The 17,198-nt window shown below is 37.1% G+C and carries 12 protein-coding genes; 1 reads left to right on the top strand and 11 read right to left on the bottom strand.

Going from position 1 to position 17,198, the window contains the following annotated elements; translation table 11 throughout:
* Positions 1–6: 6 nt before the first annotated feature.
* The 10 genes from B4C08_RS07505 to B4C08_RS07460 all read right to left on the bottom strand — a co-directional run bounded on the left by B4C08_RS07505 (position 7) and on the right by B4C08_RS07460 (position 15,103).
* Positions 7–678, bottom strand: coding sequence for an HAD family hydrolase (locus B4C08_RS07505; RefSeq protein ID WP_296664224.1), 672 nt, complete (start codon positions 676–678; stop codon positions 7–9).
* Between the two features lie 23 nt (positions 679–701).
* Complete coding sequence (locus tag B4C08_RS07500) at positions 702–1,700, bottom strand: hypothetical protein (protein ID WP_296664223.1); 999 nt, start codon at positions 1,698–1,700, stop codon at positions 702–704.
* Positions 1,697–2,107 carry an ExbD/TolR family protein gene (locus B4C08_RS07495; protein WP_296664222.1) on the bottom strand — a complete coding sequence of 137 codons (411 nt, stop codon included), beginning with the start codon at positions 2,105–2,107 and terminating at the stop codon, positions 1,697–1,699. Before B4C08_RS07495 ends, B4C08_RS07500 begins: the two co-directional genes overlap by 4 nt.
* Position 2,108: 1 nt before the next feature.
* Positions 2,109–2,723 carry a MotA/TolQ/ExbB proton channel family protein gene (locus B4C08_RS07490; RefSeq protein WP_296664221.1) on the bottom strand — a complete coding sequence of 205 codons (615 nt, stop codon included), beginning with the start codon at positions 2,721–2,723 and terminating at the stop codon, positions 2,109–2,111.
* Between the two features lie 30 nt (positions 2,724–2,753).
* Positions 2,754–4,403: a hypothetical protein gene (locus tag B4C08_RS07485; RefSeq protein ID WP_296664220.1), complete on the bottom strand. Its 1,650-nt coding sequence runs from the start codon at positions 4,401–4,403 to the stop codon at positions 2,754–2,756.
* Positions 4,404–4,409: 6 nt separating this feature from the next.
* Complete coding sequence (locus B4C08_RS07480) at positions 4,410–7,295, bottom strand: tetratricopeptide repeat protein (protein WP_296664219.1); 2,886 nt, start codon at positions 7,293–7,295, stop codon at positions 4,410–4,412.
* The gene (locus B4C08_RS07475; protein ID WP_296664218.1) at positions 7,282–8,667 is read right to left on the bottom strand and encodes a hypothetical protein; all 1,386 of its coding nucleotides are present in this window, start codon (positions 8,665–8,667) and stop codon (positions 7,282–7,284) included. The genes B4C08_RS07480 and B4C08_RS07475 overlap by 14 nt, the downstream gene beginning before the upstream one ends.
* Before the next feature lie 39 nt (positions 8,668–8,706).
* Complete coding sequence (locus B4C08_RS07470; protein ID WP_296664217.1) at positions 8,707–13,281, bottom strand: 2-hydroxyacyl-CoA dehydratase; 4,575 nt, start codon at positions 13,279–13,281, stop codon at positions 8,707–8,709.
* A gap of 107 nt (positions 13,282–13,388) precedes the next feature.
* Positions 13,389–13,976, bottom strand: coding sequence for a helix-turn-helix domain-containing protein (locus B4C08_RS07465; RefSeq protein WP_295795988.1), 588 nt, complete (start codon positions 13,974–13,976; stop codon positions 13,389–13,391).
* Positions 13,977–14,005: 29 nt separating this feature from the next.
* Positions 14,006–15,103 carry a hypothetical protein gene (locus tag B4C08_RS07460; RefSeq protein WP_296664216.1) on the bottom strand — a complete coding sequence of 366 codons (1,098 nt, stop codon included), beginning with the start codon at positions 15,101–15,103 and terminating at the stop codon, positions 14,006–14,008.
* A 280-nt stretch (positions 15,104–15,383) separates the two neighbouring features.
* Here B4C08_RS07460 and B4C08_RS07455 point away from each other — a divergent pair, with 280 nt between their 5' ends.
* Positions 15,384–16,670 (top strand): vWA domain-containing protein, encoded by a 1,287-nt coding sequence (locus tag B4C08_RS07455; protein WP_296664215.1) that lies wholly within the window; start codon positions 15,384–15,386, stop codon positions 16,668–16,670.
* On the opposite strand, the gene B4C08_RS07450 is transcribed toward B4C08_RS07455, so the two are convergent.
* The gene (locus B4C08_RS07450; protein ID WP_296664214.1) at positions 16,667–17,077 is read right to left on the bottom strand and encodes a hypothetical protein; all 411 of its coding nucleotides are present in this window, start codon (positions 17,075–17,077) and stop codon (positions 16,667–16,669) included. The two genes, B4C08_RS07455 and B4C08_RS07450, sit on opposite strands and share 4 nt — an antisense overlap.
* Between the last annotated feature and the right edge of the window lie 121 nt (positions 17,078–17,198).

The following is a 17,198-nucleotide window of genomic DNA, read 5'->3' as shown; positions in this document are numbered from 1 at the left end:
TTTTATCTATTTTAACACAATTTTTTCAAGCTGACGATAATTTTTAAATGAAATATCAGCATCTGGAAGTTTTATTCCAAACAGCCGGCGAAAACCTGTAAGAATATACGCGCTCTTCATTTTAGCATTGTTCGCGCCAAGCACATCGTATTTTCTACTATTTCCCACATAAAGAATTTTTTCTGGAGGAACATCAAGTTTTCTGCTCAAAATTCCAAACGGATAAACAGAAGGTTTTAAAGCTCCTGATTCTTCTGAGCCAATGCAAACATCGCAAAGCTGTTTAATTCCCCAAATGTCACCTTTTTGTGACGGTGGAAAATCAGAAAGAATTCCAATTTTCAATCCGGCAGATTTCATGGCTTTTATACATTCGACGGCATGGCTGTACGGTTTTATCTTTTTAAAAAAAATTTTTATTCCTTCATAGCAAACTTCATTTATAATTTTTTTTGATTCGTCAACAGAAAGTTTTGTTTCCTCTGCAAAAAGTCTTGCCTGAAATTCATAAAAATCAGACAGCGGCGCAGTTCTATGAAGAATCTTGCGGATTTTATTGTAATGAAGATAAAACTTAAAATGCTTAATCACATACAGCGGCATAAGAAGATAAAGTCTCCAGGACGGATAAAGAGTTCCGTCAATATCAAATGCGACTGCTTCAATTCCTTCGAACATACATTTCAATTATATAAAAATAATTATCTAATCTCAAGCGTATAATCAAAAGAAGCCGTTCCGTCCAGTCCAGAAGATTCCTCTGAAAATCTCCAAAGTTGAATTTGCTCTTTTATTTCAGTCTGAATCTGCGGAGGCAAAAGCGATGACGGCACTATGGAAATTCCTGTTACTGGAACAGTTCCGTCCGCAAGAACTTTAAAACGAACAATAACTTTTTTTGTTTCATCGACAAGTTTTGCATTTTCTTCTGAAATAAATATCACAGGATTTTTCGGATACAAAAGTTCTCTTGATTTTCCGTCCGACATTTTTATAGAAAGTTTTCCGCCTGCACTTTGAGAAGCAACTGACGTTTTGCTTTTTATATTTCCAGAAACAGAAGAAGAAAAAGTATTTTTGATATTCGCCAAAGAATTTTTTGTTTCTTCTGAAGCCTCTGAGTTTTTATTTCCAGTTGATTCAGAAGAAGATGAAACTCCGGATTTTTTTTCAGCTAAAGTTTTTGCAGCAGTCCCTTCAACTGAACTTTTTGACAATACTTTATTTTGCACTTCGGAAACATTTTTGCTTTGCACAGTCTGTGAATCATCAAAAAAATTTTCATTCCATTCAGCAGTTTTTTTTGTAGAAAAATTATTTTCCGCTATAAGCTGCTCAACACTTTTTTTAATTTTAGGTTCTTCAAAAGTTTTTTGTTTTTCAGAAAAAGCTGATTCTTTTTTTTCGATTTTATTTTTTTGAAAAATTGATTTTTCTTCGGAAATTTTCTTTGTTTCAATGGATTTTAGTTTTTCAATTTCTTTAGAACTTTGATTTTTTGAAGGAACGTTTTTTTTCTGCAAAGTATTTTCCGGCAAAGATCTTTTTTCAACAGGAAAAGACGCAAGGTTTATCGTCAAGGCTTGAAATTTTTCTTGAGGTTTAAATTTTACAGCAAGAGAAAAAATTAAAAAAGCCGCAAAGAAAAATGCAGTAAATGCCAAGGCAATTGCATTTCCACGCCGTTCAAGACTTGTCATTTTTTTCCGCTCGTCCTCAAACTAACAGAAGCAAATCCGCTCATTCTGATTATATCAAAAAGCGCAACAATTTTTCCGTTTTTTACATTTTCATCTGCCGAAATTAAAACAGGAAAATTTTTTCGTTCAATTTCTTTTGTGTCAAATTTTGAAAGCAAAGTTGACAATTCTTTTTCAGAAACATTTTCGTCGTTAAACCAAAGAGTTCCATTTTCTTCTATGGAAATTGTTATGCCGCTTGATTCCGCTCCAGACGAAGTAGAACTTTTTGGCAAATTAACATTTATAGCGGGAAGCAAATTGAATGTTGTGGAAACCAGAAAAAACAAAATGAGCTGAAAAATAACATCCAGCATCGCAGACAAATCAACCACCGGCTTTGTTTTTTTTCTTGTGGAAACTTTCATTTTAAGCCTCGCCTTTTTTTGTAAGACGGAACAAAACAGAAGTAACGGTCTGCTCCATTTGTGCAATACTATGGTTAACTTGAGAATTAAAATAGCTAGTGAAGACAATTGCAGGAATTGCAACAACAAGACCAGCAACCGTTGTAACTAAAGCTTCTGCAATCGCACCAGCAAGTAAAGCGGGATCTCCCATTGTGCCGCCATTTCCAAGAACACCAAAAGCCTTGATGTTTCCAGTAACAGTTCCCAACAATCCAAGTAAAGTAGAAACATTTGAAATTGTACTTAACGCAGAAAGATTGTGTTCAAATTCTGGAACAGCAAGATCCATTTTTGACTGAATGAATTCCTTTAAATCACGCTCCGCAAATTTTCTATGTTCAATAGCATTCTTTACAACTTTTGCGCAAGGAGTGTCTGCAAGGGTACAAACCGATTCCGCAGTTTGAAAATCATTTTTCAAAATACAATTTTCAATATCTCTACTAAGTTTTTCATCACGCCTTTTTATTGAAAAAAAATAATAAAATCGCTCAACAATGATAAACACAGCGGCCAACCCGCAAGCAATAATCGGAACCATAACAATTCCGCCGCTCTTTAAAATCTCAAACATTTTTTATCTCCTATAAAAAATCAAATTTTTTTAAAAATAAAATTTTGCAAACAAAGATGCGCAGCCAGCTCGAACAAGATAATCTGTTTTCATAAAGTCCCTGTCTTTTCTTGCAAACAATTTTATGGCATCAGAAAGTTCAAATGAAAGTTTTATCGATTCTTTTAAATTGTAATAAACTTCACCGCCAAGCAAAGGACATTTGTCAGAATCCGAACCAATATCTTCCTGCACAGAAATTGAAAAACCCCAAGATTTTTCTTTTGAGTCAAATGAAATAGAAGTTGAAACATAATTTTTAAATTCATCAGACGGAACATGAGTCCAATTCGACTTCCACCCTGCGCTCAAAGTGAAAACATTCCACAAATAAGAAAATCCTGAATCAGTAGAAAAAAGAGTTCTGTCTGATGGAGCTATTTCAAAAATTCCAGAATCTGTTTTAGAATCATAAATCGCTTCCCAAGTTCCGTTTTCAAAGGCAGTTTTTCTAAATTCCGCAGAAGAATAAATCGAAGCAAACTTTGAAACAGGAACAGAAACTTTTGCATTCACAAACCAGTCAGAAGTTTCTGTTGGCAAAAAAACAAGCTGCGAAAATTTATATTTATTCTCAAGTTCTGAAAGTGAATTAAAATATGTATCAAGACCTCCACGAACTCCAAAAGAAAAATTATTTTTCAAAGGAGAATCTTTTCCTGCAAAAGAAATTCCCGCATTAAAAAATGGAATTGATTTTTTTGTTCCCATTTCTGTTCCGCCAGCAATTCCTCCAGATGCAAAAATATCAAGAAAATCATTTTTCCAGCCAGCAGATGCAGAAGCTTCCGCTCTAAAAATATTTTCAATTTCAACAGAGTCAAATTTTCCAGCAAGAGTACCATAATCAACTCGCCCATTCAAAGCAAAAAATAATTTTTTTACGCTCCATGAAAAATTTAAATTTTGATTTAAATATACAACATCAATATTTTTTTCTTGGCTTAGAAAATCATTTTCACTGTCAGCAATTCCAGCATATCGGTTATACCAAGATCCTCCACTTTTAGACTCAAATTCAAATCCATGTAAAAAACTTTTTTTTACAGAAAAATTTCCAAATGCTTCTTGGGAATTCAAATCATAAAAAAATAGACTTGCAGACTGAAGACCTGTTTCATTTTTTTTATACTCGCCGCCGATTATAAAGTCTGTATTTTTTACAGTAATAGTTTTTTCCGCAAAAAGCCTTGTATTGCTATCAAAAAATCCATCGCCAGCCTTATGTTTTCCGTATCCGTTTTTGCTTAAATGTGAAAACTCAATTTTAAAAGGATTTTCACCAATAGATTTGTAAACAGAAAAATCTCCGATAAAATCTCCAGGGAATCCGCCACCAACAAGTCCTTGTGCAAAAATTGTCTTTGCTTCCCCAAAAGAAAAATCAGCAACAGGCTCTTCATCAAAACTGACATTTTCTTCTGTAAAAACAGGAAGCACAGAATCGTCTTTTTTATCAACTGGAATAACTTTTGAAAAATCAGGGGCAGCATCTTTTCCGGCTGTAACAACTTCACCAGAAATTGTCGTAGTTATGTCTGGCAAAGTTACATTTTCAGTTTGAGAAAATAAAGGCGCAGAAAATAAAGCAACACAAAAAAAATAAAGCGTATTTTTCAAATCTTTCATTTTAAATTTCATTTGCTCCTAATTATTTTTTATAAACTTCTGGGCAGCGGATTTGTAACTGCTTTTCGGATAAAGTTCTAGTAAAGTTTTTGCGGACTTTTCAGAATCAGCATAAAGCTTTGCAGCATCGAACGACTCAGCCGCTCCATAAATTGCTCTTTGCGCAAGTTCATCATTTCCAGACTTTCTAGCAAACTCGGCGCAGACCAAAAATCTTTGCGCAGCTTCTTTATTTTTATTTTGAAACCTCAAATATCTTGCGCAAATAAATGCAGTTCTTGCAGCGTAAGAATTTTCTGCAGCCTGATTTTTTTCAGATGATTGAATTTTAAAAAGTGAATCCGCAAGTTCAAAAACATCTTTTTTCGGCTGTTCATTTTGCATTAAAAATTCTGCAAGTTCAGTTCCTGCTATTCTGCCTTCAAGTGTTGCATTTTTTAAATTTTCAGCATAACGTTTTTCAAGCAATGCAAGCTCTGAATTTTCTCCAGAAATCAAATTCTTCAAAAAGCTGATTTTTTGTTCTGCCGTTTTTCTTTGCTCTTCGGAATCAGTAATTACAAGAATAACTTTTTGCTGTTCAAGCGCATCTTCATATTTTTCCTGCTCTTCAAAAATTTCTGAAAGATTTTTTCTTGCATTATAAGCAAAAGTGCTCTTAGGAAAATTTTCCACAAGAATTTTATATTGCAAAACTGATTTTTCAATTTGAGTCAATTTTCTATACGAATCCGCAGAATAATAATACGAAGCATCGATAAATTTTCCTTTAGGAAATTTTCTCTGATATTCAGAAAAATGCATTGCTGCTGTTTCATAGTTCTTTGAGTTGTAATACAAATCCGCACGTCTAAAAGAACTTTCATCTGCAAACGGAGAGTTGTAAAATTTATTTTGTATTTCTAAAAAAAATTTATCAGCTTCAGAAATTTTTCCAAGACGTGAATTCAAAACTGCAATTTGATAACGACAGCGAATGGAAAATTCAGAAGCACCTTTTGCATAAGGCTCAAGAAATTTTACAGCATCCTGATATTTTTCTGAATCAGAATAAATTGAAGCGCAAAGCAAAACTGCATTTTCTTTTTCTTCCTGCGATGAAAAAAAATTCAAAGCTTTACTTGCCTGAAAAAGTGCGTTTTCAAAATCAAAATTATTCAGCGCAGAATTCGCAGACACAATGCAAGATGAATAGCACAAAGAACTTTTTGGATATTTTTCAGAAAAATTTTTAAGAGCATTAAATGCTTCAGAAGACTCTCCCATTTTATACAAGGAATATCCGTAATAAAATTCCGCAAATGAAATTTTAGAAGACTTTGAATTTTCTGCAATAAACTTAAAAAATCCAGCTGAAGAATTTTTCCAGGCTTGCATATTAAACGAAGCCAAAGCAGAAATGTAAACTGCATCAGAAACAGAAGAAGAATCCGCAACATTTTTACACTCGCTCATATTTCCAAGTGAAAAAAGTATTTTTGCGTAATCGTATTTTTGTTCATTGTTCAGCTGCGATTTTTCAAAAAAGTTTTTATAAATTTTTTCAGCAGCTTCAAGTCTTCCATTTTCAGCAAGACATCTTGCATATAAAATTTTCTGCTCAAAAAAATATTTGCTGTCTTCCTCAGAATTTTCTTTAGATTTTTCTATAATAGAAATTGCTTGTTTTGATTTCCCTGTTGAATAAAGTCCAAGACAGTAATAATAGAAAGATTTTTGCTTAAGCTGTTTTTTTTCTGTCGAACTTTTTTCATAAGCGTTTTTTGCATGAACAAGAGAATTTTCAAAATTCCCCAAAGCCGCGTACTGCTGTGCATAAGCAAGCTCATATTCCGCATAATACTTTTTATCAAAATTTTCCGCTGAATAATAATCAAGAATTGCAATTTTATTTTCAGAAGCGAGTTCGGCTTTATAAAGTCCAATCAGCGACGAATATTTTTTTTCTGAATCAGATTCTTCAGCATTTGAAAAATATTTTTGCGCAGACTCAAAATCACTTTTTTCAAAACAGTCAATTCCGAGCCGAATCCAAAGTTCTGATAAAAGTGAATTTTCATTTGCTAATGCGGATTTTGCTTTTTCAAGCAGCAACGGAAAATCTTCCGCAGAAACATCACACGCTTTTTGCAATGCCTGGACAGACAAAGGAACTTCCGCATTTAAAGCAATTTTTTCATAACAAGCAAAAGCATCTTTTTTTCGTCCAAGTTTTTCAAAAGCATTTCCTGCGGCAAAAGAAATATTCCAGTAGCAAGAAATATTTTGCGGCGAAAGTTCTTCATATTTTTTTACAAGCTTTGAATATTCATTTTCATTTGTGTAGCAGTTAAAAAGAATTTCCAGTGAACTGCAAAAAATATCATTTTCATATTCGTTGCTAGAAATTATCGATTCAAAAACCGGAATGCATTTTTCATATTGCCGCAAAGAATAGCTGCAAAGTCCTGCATAATAAATCGAATTTTTATAAATAAAATTTATTTCTTTACTTTTTTTATTGAAATCAGAAGAAATTGAAGAAGCATTATAAAAAGAATTCAACGCCGCGCTAAAATCTTCCAACGAAAATTCTGAACGACCTTTCCAGTAATTTGCAAAAATTTTCGTTTCATTTTTTTTTGTTGAAGACAACTCATTCAAAGTTTGAATCGAATCTTCAAAACGTCCAAGATAAAAAAAACTTTCACCTTTATAAAGCAAGGTTTTTTCCAAAAAAGGAGAAGAAGAAAATTCTTTTTGCAGACGCGAAGAATATTCAATGACAGCCGGATAATCCGCACCAGAATAAGCCGAATCTATTTTCTTGAACAAAACAGAATCTTTTGAAAAGGAAAAACAAGCTCCTCCAGCTGCAACAAAAAAACATAGAAATAAATTTTTTAAAACTTTATTTTTTTTCATAAGGGAAAAAAGCCTCTAACGACTTTACTCGCTCAAGATGAATGTATGCGTCTTTATATTTTTCAACAAATTTTTCCAATGAAATTTCTTTTCCTTGCTCAAAAACAAAGCAGCCGAATTTTCCATTGTTATCAAAATAAGGAAAGAAAACCGCGCAATTATTAAACACAAGTTCATCAGGCTTTAAATAAGAGCCTTGTCGAATTGCAGCAAGATAAAACCAAGAAGGTTCTGTTACCGCAAGCACATAAAACACAGATTTTATTTTTTCAACTGAATATCCTGTGTTTTTTATGTAGCCAGAAGAATTTGAAATTTTTCCGTCAATAACTTCTGATGCAAAATAATTTTTGTTCACATCAAGTCCGGCTGATTTAAAGTCAACATTTTTTCTTGAGCGCACGGAATATGCTTTTGCCGCAAGATTTCTGCACCAGTCCAAAGTAAAATACAAATTCCATTCCTGCGACATTACTCCGATTTTTCCAACAGGATCAAATTCAGCAGTCGGTTCTGTCAAATCAGAAATTGAAGTTCCAAGTCCAGTCGTCGGCTCAACAATTCCATCGATAATCCATTTTAAAAATCCTGCGCCCGACAAATAAAGTTTTTTTTCATCAATCGGAATTTCAAATCCACTTTCATCTTTTAGAATGTAATCTTTGCCAGTAATAACAGATTTCAGTTTTCCCTTAGAATCGTAGCAAGCATCTTCGGTAAAAACAATTGAATCCAAATTCGATTTTATAATTCCCGCCATCATAAGTGAATCACGGTAAAGGCCGTTTTCAACAGAAACTTTTTCCCACGGAAGAGTTTTTTGAGTCCAGTTTTTTACATCCTGAAATCCCGCTGTATAAATGCGCTCAAATGGAACTCCAAGCGGAACTGACCTCGCAGCAAAAGAGCCAAATACGCTCATGTCAACCAAAGTTTTTTGAGCCTGCGGACGGAACACAAGAAACACATCTGAATCAGGATTAAAATGCCATTCAACACGCAAAGGTTTTCCGCTCTTTTTTTCCCTAAAGAGAATCCAACTTCCTGCCGCTCCTTTTGGATAAACAGCCGCACGGACAATTCTATGGTTGTCCCCATTTATCAAGTCAACATCGAGCTCTGAACGTGGAGCAACAATCACTGAAAATTCAGTTTCGTTTTCTTCCATTCGGATTTGAAAAGTCTCGCCGATTCTATTTTTTCTCAAGTCTTCTTTGTAATTTCTAACTTCGGAAACTGGCGCGGAAATCCAAGAGTCAACTATAGTCCGCCGAATTTCCGCAGAATCTGGAATTGCAAAACTGTTGTATTCAGCAAACGCAAGTCCAAAAAACAAAAAGGCAAAAGAGAAAGCTAAAAGTTTTCTTTTCAAAATAAGCTCCTGTCAATTTTATAAACAATGCAAAAGCCTTTAGATTACAGGCACATCTTTCATTTCAACAGGCTCTGGATCTATAAAAGCGCCTTCCGCCATTTGAATTTCCGGCTTGACAACTTTTTTATCCGGCTGATGAATCATTCCGTCTGCCTCTTCATCCGGATGCTTGCCAACAGGTGCGTTGCTCAAAAGAAGCTTCAAACGGTTCAGCTGGTTAACTTCGCTTGAGCCTGGATCATAGTCAATCGCAGAAATATTTGATTCAGGATAACGGCGGCGCAATTCTTTTATCATTCCTTTTCCTGTAACGTGGTTCGGAAGACAAGCAAAAGGCTGAACACAAGCAATGCTAGGACATCCAGAATGAATCAGCTCAACCATTTCCGCAGTAAGAAACCAACCTTCTCCAGTTATATTTCCAAGCTGAACAATATCGTCAACGCCTTTCATCATGTCATAAATTAAATTCGGCGGATCAAAACGATGGCTTTTTCTAAGCTGCTTTTTTATGTATCCACGGAAAAGCTCAACAACCCATACCATAAGACGCGCATTTTTTTCAGTTTTCTTATCAAACGCAAGCTGTCTATGCCGGAAAATTCCAGTGCTGAAAGTATAAAACAAGAAGTCCGCCAAATCCGGCATAACGCATTCCGCGCCTTCACTTTCAATTACATTTACAATGTCGTTATTCGCAGTCGGATGAAACTTAACAAGAATTTCACCAACAACACCAACACGCGGCTTTTTTACAGGAAGCAGAGGCAGATTGTCAAAGTCCTTTATGATTCCGCGGATAAGTTTTCTATATTTAAACACGGAAAGCGACTTCAATGCAATTTCGCATCTTGCATTCCACTTTTCATAAAGAGCATTTGCGCTTCCAGAAACAGCTTCGTAAGGGCGGGTTCTATACAAAACGCGCATAAGCAAGTCTCCAAGCATAATGGAGCGGACAAGCCTTATAAGCATTCCCGGAGTATAAGTCCAGCCCGGGTTTTTTTCAAATCCCTGAGTGCTCATAGAAATAACTGGAATCTGGCTGAACCCAGCATCATTTAAGGCACGGCGAATAAATCCAATGTAGTTTGTAGCACGGCAGCCGCCTCCAGTCTGCGTAATAATCAGGCTCGTGTTATTCAAGTCGAATTTTCCGCTTTGAAGAGCAGCAATCATCTGGCCCGCAACAAGAATTGAAGGATAGCAAGCGTCATTGTTTACATATTTTAGTCCAGTTTCAACAGCCATTGGATCTACAGCGTCAAGGACAACAAAATTGTATCCGGAATATTCCATCGCTTTTTGAAGAAGCTTAAAGTGAATCGGGCTCATCTGCGGTCCGATAATCGTATGCTTCTTTTTCATTTCCTTGGTGAAAACCTGACGTTTATATGAAGCTGGTTTTATAGAAAGCTTTGTTCTGTTTCTTTCGCGAGCTTTTACAGCGGCAATCAAAGAGCGGATTCTAATTCTCACCGCGCCAAGATTCGAGCCTTCGTCAATTTTTATGAGCGTATACATTCTGCTTTTTGACTTCATAATTTCGTCAACTTGATCAGAAGTAACGGCATCAAGTCCGCAGCCAAAAGACGTAAGCTGAACAAGTTCCAAGTTTGCCATTCCGCTTACAAAAGCTCCGGCGCGGTAAAGCCTGTTATGGTAAGTCCACTGGTCAATAATTCTTAACGGACGCTCAATAGAACCAAGATGCGCAACCGAATCTTCCGTGAATACAGCCATGCCCAAGCCGTTTATCATTTCTGGAATTCCGTGGTTTATTTCCGGGTCAAGATGATAAGGACGTCCTGCAAGAACAATTCCATTTGCGCCGCGGCGGATTGTTTCTTCAAGAGCTTCCTCACCTTTTTCCTGAACATCTTTTCTGAATTTTTCCTGCTCTGCCCAAGCCGCATCCACAGCTTCATTTATTTTCTGCCGGGTGAGCTTTTTAAACTTAGGAGAAAACTCTTCAAAAAGACGTTCCTTTAAACGCTGCTTATCATAAACCGGCAGGAACGGATTCATAAACAGAACAGAATCATCCTGACGAAGCTGCTCAACATTATTGCGCAAAACTTCAGGATAGCTTGTAACAATCGGGCAGTTGTAATGATTTCCAGCACCCGGATCTTCTTTTGTTTCGTAAGGAACACACGGATAAAAAATAAATTTTATTCCCTGCTGAAGAAGACTTTCCACATGACCGTGGGAAATTTTTCCAGGGTAGCAAACACTTTCTGACGGAATTGTTTCAAGACCTTTTTCGTAAACTGCTCGGCTAGAACGAGGAGAAAGGCGCACACGGAATCCAAGCTTTGTAAAGAAAGTAAACCACAGCGGATAATTTTCATACATATTCAAAACACGAGGAATTCCAACGTCGCCCATAACAGCTTCGTCTGGCTTAAGCGGAATATAATGTCCAAAAAGCCGCTTGTATTTCCATTCAAAAAGGTTCGGAAGATTTTTTTCAGTTTCATCTTCAGAAGGCTTGTTGCTAGCGTCTACAACTGAAGTTTTTTCTTCAAGCTCAGCTCCACGTTCGCATCTGTTTCCTGTAACAAATTTTCTTACAGCGCGTTTTTCTTCGCCTTCAGTTCCAGAAGTAGAAAATGTATTTATTGTAAGAAGACAATTGTTAGAGCATTTTCCGCAGCGTCGAAGCTCAAGGTCCACTTTAAATGACTCAAGCTGATTCAAAGTTGCAATGCCGCTTTTTACAAATTTTGGAGTCTGATCAGGATCGTCTGGCTTTGGACGGCGCAGATCTTCCCACTGGTCCATAGCAATCAGCGCAGAACCGTAAGCTCCCATAAGCCCCGCAACATCAGGACGATAAACGTTTACACCAGCAATTTTTTCAAATGCGCGAAGAACAGCATCATTAAAAAAAGTTCCGCCTTGAACAACAACCTTTTTACCGATGTCGCTTGCCTTGCGAAGTTTTATTACTTTAAAGAGCGCGTTTTTTATTACCGAATAAGAAAGTCCAGCTGAAATATCTGCAACTTCAGCTCCTTCCTTTTGAGCCTGCTTTACACGGCTGTTCATAAAAACTGTGCAGCGAGTTCCAAGGTCAACCGGCTTTTTTGCCATAAGCGCAATCTTTGAAAATTCCTGGACACTCATTCCCATTGTCCGCGCAAAATTGTCAAGAAACGAACCGCAGCCTGCAGAACAAGCTTCATTAAGCTGAATGGAAACAATCGCGCCGTCTTTCATTCTAAGGCACTTCATGTCCTGTCCACCGATGTCCAAAAGGAATTCAACGCCAGGAACAAAGAAATCTGCCGCACGGTAATGAGTTATAGTTTCAACTTCGCCAGCGTCAACTCCAAGGGCAGCCTGAAACAAAGCTTCGCCATAACCAGTAGAAACAGAACGCGCAATGTAGCATTTTTCCGGAAGAATTTTATAAAGGCTTTTTAGAACTTTTACAGCCAAGTCAACAGGATTTCCAGCATTCACATCATAGAAACGCCACAAAATGCGTCCTTTTGTATCAATTAGAACCGCTTTTGTTGTTGTAGAGCCGGCATCAAGTCCAAGGAAAACCGGACCTTCAGTTGATTCCAAGTCTCCAGTGCTGGCTTTTTCCTGAGAATGGCGTTTATTGAATTCGTCCAGTTCTTCTTGAGTTGTAAACAATGGCTCAAGACGTTGAACTTCCTGCATTTCCGCGCCTACAAGATTTTTGAGGCTTTCCCGGAACTGCTTTATAGTAGGAAATGTTCCGTTTTTATTGGAAGGATTTACGCATTTTATTTCCCGTTCAGCAGAATACGCCGCGCCCGAAGCAACAAAAAGCTGGCTGTTTTCTGGAACAATCGTCTGCTCTTCACCAAGCTTCAATGTAATTACAAAACGTTCTCTAAGCTGATCTAAAAAGTGAAGCGGTCCGCCTAAAAAAGCAACATTTCCGCGAATTGGCTTTCCACAGGCAAGTCCTGAAATTGTCTGGCTTACAACCGCCTGAAAAATAGAAGCCGCAATATCTTCACGGCGCGCTCCTTCATTAATCAAAGGCTGAACATCCGTTTTTGCAAAAACACCGCAACGTGCCGCAATAGGATAAATTGTAGTAGCTCCGCGGGCAAGCTCGTTCAGTCCGGAAGCATCAGTTTCCAAAAGAGCTGCCATCTGGTCAATAAAAGCTCCAGTTCCGCCAGCGCAAGTTCCATTCATGCGCTGTTCGACTCCGCCTTTAAAATAAGTTATTTTCGCATCTTCGCCGCCAAGCTCAATCACAACGTCTGTCTGCGGAATAATTTTTCTTACAGCAGTAGTAGCAGCAACAACTTCCTGAATAAACGGAATATTCAGCCACTGCGAAACAGAAAGTCCGCCTGAACCAGTAACCTTAACACTGACAGTCTGATTTTCCTTTGCCGGAAGAACTTCTTCAAGCGAATCAAAGGCCTTATTTACAACAGTAATAATTGTATTTCTAATATCAGCCCGGTGCCGTTCATAAGCTCCGTACAAAAGCTCATCATTTTCTCCAAGCGCAACAACTTTTACCGTAGTTGAACCAACATCGATTCCCATCCTGATTGGACGGACTGCAGGAGTCAATGAAGAAATCTCACCTAAGATATTATTTTCCATACAAAAATCACCTTTTTTATTTAAAAATAAGAATTCATATTATAGTATATAGGAAAATAATTAAAAATTCAACGTAAAAACACAGAGAATAAAAATAGCTAAATTTTTCAGGCGTTGAATTTCTGGGCAGGAGTAACCATCCAAATAGCTTTTAATTCAGTTGAACCTGTGTTTTCCAAAGTGTGAGGAGAACCTGCATTGAACGTAATGCTGTCGCCTTCTTTTAAAGCAATTTCTTTGTTTCCGTAGTGAAGAATTCCTTTTCCTTGAACAACAAGTCCCATTTCTTTTCCAAGATGGCCGTAACTTCCGCGGTGAGTGCGGCTTCCAACTGGAATATTTATTGTGTAGCTTTCAAATGAATTTTCGCCATTGCCAGAAAATGGGTCGGAAAGCTCTTCGTAAACAACATCTTCCTCGTTGATTTTGCGGCGGTCTTCACGGTGAATCACAGAAACTGGACGGCGGCGGCTGTATTCTTCAAAAAGAAATTCAAGGCTTATATCCAGGGCATCGGCAATATCAAGCAAAGTGTCTATTGCAGGAGAAACTTTATTCCGCTCAATCTGGGAAACAAGGCTTTCGCTCACTTTTGCGTGCGCTGCCACAGCTTTTAGCGTCAAGTGCTTTCTTTCACGGACGGCTCTTAATTTTTCACCGAACTGATATTGTCTTTTATTTTCGTCTTCGCTCATTTTTTTTACCCGCAACATATTAACGAAATTTAAATTTTTGCAAAAGTATCATTTTTCTGCTTTTCTTGATTTTTTTCCATTATAAAGCGGATAAAGTGGTCTTCAAGCGTGTTCTTCGGACCTTCAATATGAAGTCTTTGCCTTGCTCTTGCGTTATCACGGCGAACTGTATACAAAAGATAAAAATCCCTGTAATCAAGATTTATGTCAGTTTTTACACGCTCGCCAAGATAAGAACTTACTTCATCACGCCCAATTGACTTTACTCCCTGATCGCGCAAAATTCCTTTTAAACGCAAAATCTGCTCGTAAGAAACGCCAAACAAAAATTCTTCCATTGCTTGGGCAACGTCAGGCTCGCTAAGTTTTTCCTTTATAAATGCGCCCCACTGATCGTCCATTTGGAACGTAACCATCATAAGCTCGCTTGTTCCCATCATAGAGCCAAAAGCAGGAGCAAGCCGGCGTCTGGCGGACCAAACAGACTGCAAAACAGGCGCAATATCTGAAATTGTCTGGTCGCTTCTGTGTTCCCAAAGAATTATAAGTGAATTTGCAAGTTCCCGGCGCAAATCAATAGAAACAGACTTGTCCTTTATGAGGTTCATGTAGACATCTTCCGCCATAAGAGTAAACATCATGGAAACTGTTTCGTCATAATATTCCTTGACTTCTTTTTCGTCCATTAAAGCATAATTTTTTGCAAGTTTTGACATTGAAAAAAAAGTGTGGATTTTCGCCACAAGAAATCCTTTTCCCAAAATAGCTTTTGACGGCATATGAAGAACGGTATCGCCTTCCTCTTGATATGAAATAATGCTCTCGACCAAAGCCATAGGTGTTCTTGTTGAAGTTGTTGTGTTCGCCCGCTCAAGCAAAGACGGAAATCGTGCAATCGATTGCGCAAGACTTGTAACGTCATCAAGCCTTTCCTGAAGCCGCGCCAGTCTGTCTGGAGCAGTTTTTTCAAGCGAATCCTGAAGTTTTTTTATAAGTTTCTGCTGATAATCTGTAAAAACAATAATTCCAGTCTGAATAATTTCATTCTTTAAATTTTCATCATTGTTAAAAAAATAAGAAATATCAACTTGAGAAAAATCTGAATTTTTAATTTTATTTGTGTCCAAAATATCTTCGCCTTTATTTTTTAAATACGTCTGGTCAAGGTACGCTTACGGTCAAGACCTTGACCCAGTCGTTTTTAGGTTTTTTAATAAACCCTAAATCAGAACTATTTACGGCATTTTTAAAGCACCAAAACCGTTCTTAAAAACTGAAATTTTTAGAGATTATTATTATACCACATATTTTTCAATTTTCAACGTATAAATTTTCAAAACATTTTCTTCCATAATATAAATAAATTTTACTCTTTAACTCAAGGAAGTTCGCTCCGATAATAAAAGCATGAAAAAGCGCATTTTGTTTTTTACCATAATTTCACTAGGAATTGCCTTTGCACAGCAGACTCGGATTGTAGAACTACCGCAAATGCAAATTCTAGCAAGCGACATATCAGTAAAGGAAAGATTTTCAGACTCAGGCGAACGTGAAGGTGTTGACCTTTTTATAAGAAAAAAGCCTGCAATAAATAGTATAATGCTAGTTGAAACCACAAAAGACCCCAACGGCAAAGAGCCAAACTACGCTTACCGGGCCGCAGAATGGAACGAAACAAACGGAAACGAAATCCGCTATTTAGACGGAAAAGAGCTTCATTCTGAATATTCCAAATACAGCCTTATTTCTTCAACTGTAGAAAATCATTCTGAACTTGGACAAGCCTTCCATATTTTTATTCCAAATACACTTTACTTTGGCTATCCTTGGTCGCGCAACGGTTCAGTTCAAATAGGAAAAGGCGTTTTTATAAATATCCGCACATTTGAAAAACCTTATGGCGACTACACAGGAAAATACATGGACAATCCGTTCATGTTCGACATAGGCGAAGCTCCAAAGAAAAAAGCACCACAAAAAACTGAAGCCGCTCTTGAAGAAATTCCAGAACCAGAAGTAAATGAACAGCCGCAAGTAATTCCGCAGAAAGAAGAAAAGCCGATTTTAACAGACGACTACAATCCTTTGGCTGTGGAAAAATTTTCGCAGCTTGCAAATGAAGGCGGCGGACTTTTATATTATTCCAAGCCAGAAAATCTTGTTCAAGACTTGTTGGATTCCGTAGAAAGAATCACGCCAAAAACAAAAGCGGACATCGTTCTTGCAATAGACACAACCGGCAGCATGAAAGACGATATGGAAGTTCTGCGCCAAAAATGGATTCCATCTTTCATTGAGCAGACAAAAGAATTTGAAGACTTGAGGATTGCGCTTTTGCTTTATAGGGATTACAATGATTCCTACAATTACAAAGGTCTCCCTGTAAAATTCTTTGACTTTACAAGAGAGCCTGAAAAAATCAAAAAGCAGCTAGATTCCGTCATAATCCACGGAAACGAAGGCGGAGACATTCCAGAAGCCGTGCATGAAGCTCTTTTTGCTTCAATAAATTTCTATGAATGGAGAAAAGACGCGCAAAGAAAAATCATTCTTCTTGGAGACGCAGAACCGCATCCAAAGCCAAGAGGACCAAGAAAATTAACACAGGAAAAAGTAATGCAGCTTGCAAATGAAAAAGAAATAACGCTTGACTGCATTATCGTTCCTGACGAAAAAGGAAAGCCTGCGGATTAATTGTGCTTTCCGCTCTGAATTTTTTCAAAGTCTTTTTGGGCAAGTTTTCTGTATGCGCCGGGAAACTGTCCAGGCTGGCTTGCATTATAAATTTCAAGAATTTCGTTTATGATTGGCTCTGCCTTGTTGTATTTTTTCTGCTTTACATAAATATGCGCAATTTCGTAGCGACCTTCTATATAAACAGCGGTGTTCATTCCGTAACGCTGCAAAAGGATTTCATAATACTGCAAAGATTTTTTTGTGCTTCCCTTGTCCAATGCAGTCTGCGCAAGCTGAATTATTTCAAGGCTCGAAGCATTGTCTGGAACTTCAACCTTTGTTGATACGCATGAAAAAAAACAAACAGAAGCAAAAGCAACCAAAAAGTTAAAAATAATTTTTTTCATAAATATTGAATCTTTCATTCCTAAAGTATATCATTTCAGCACTTGATGCACAATCTAAGTTTTTATTCTATTAGCCTTAATTTCGAGTTTTAATTTTAATAAGAACAGAAATTTAAGTGTCATTCCCGTGCTACGACAC

It is taken from the genome of Treponema sp. UBA753, from assembly GCF_002297325.1.
Classification (GTDB): Bacteria; Spirochaetota; Spirochaetia; order Treponematales; family Treponemataceae; genus Treponema_D.
Note: the sequence above shows the minus strand (reverse complement) of the source record. Positions and strands in the feature narration are given on the sequence as shown.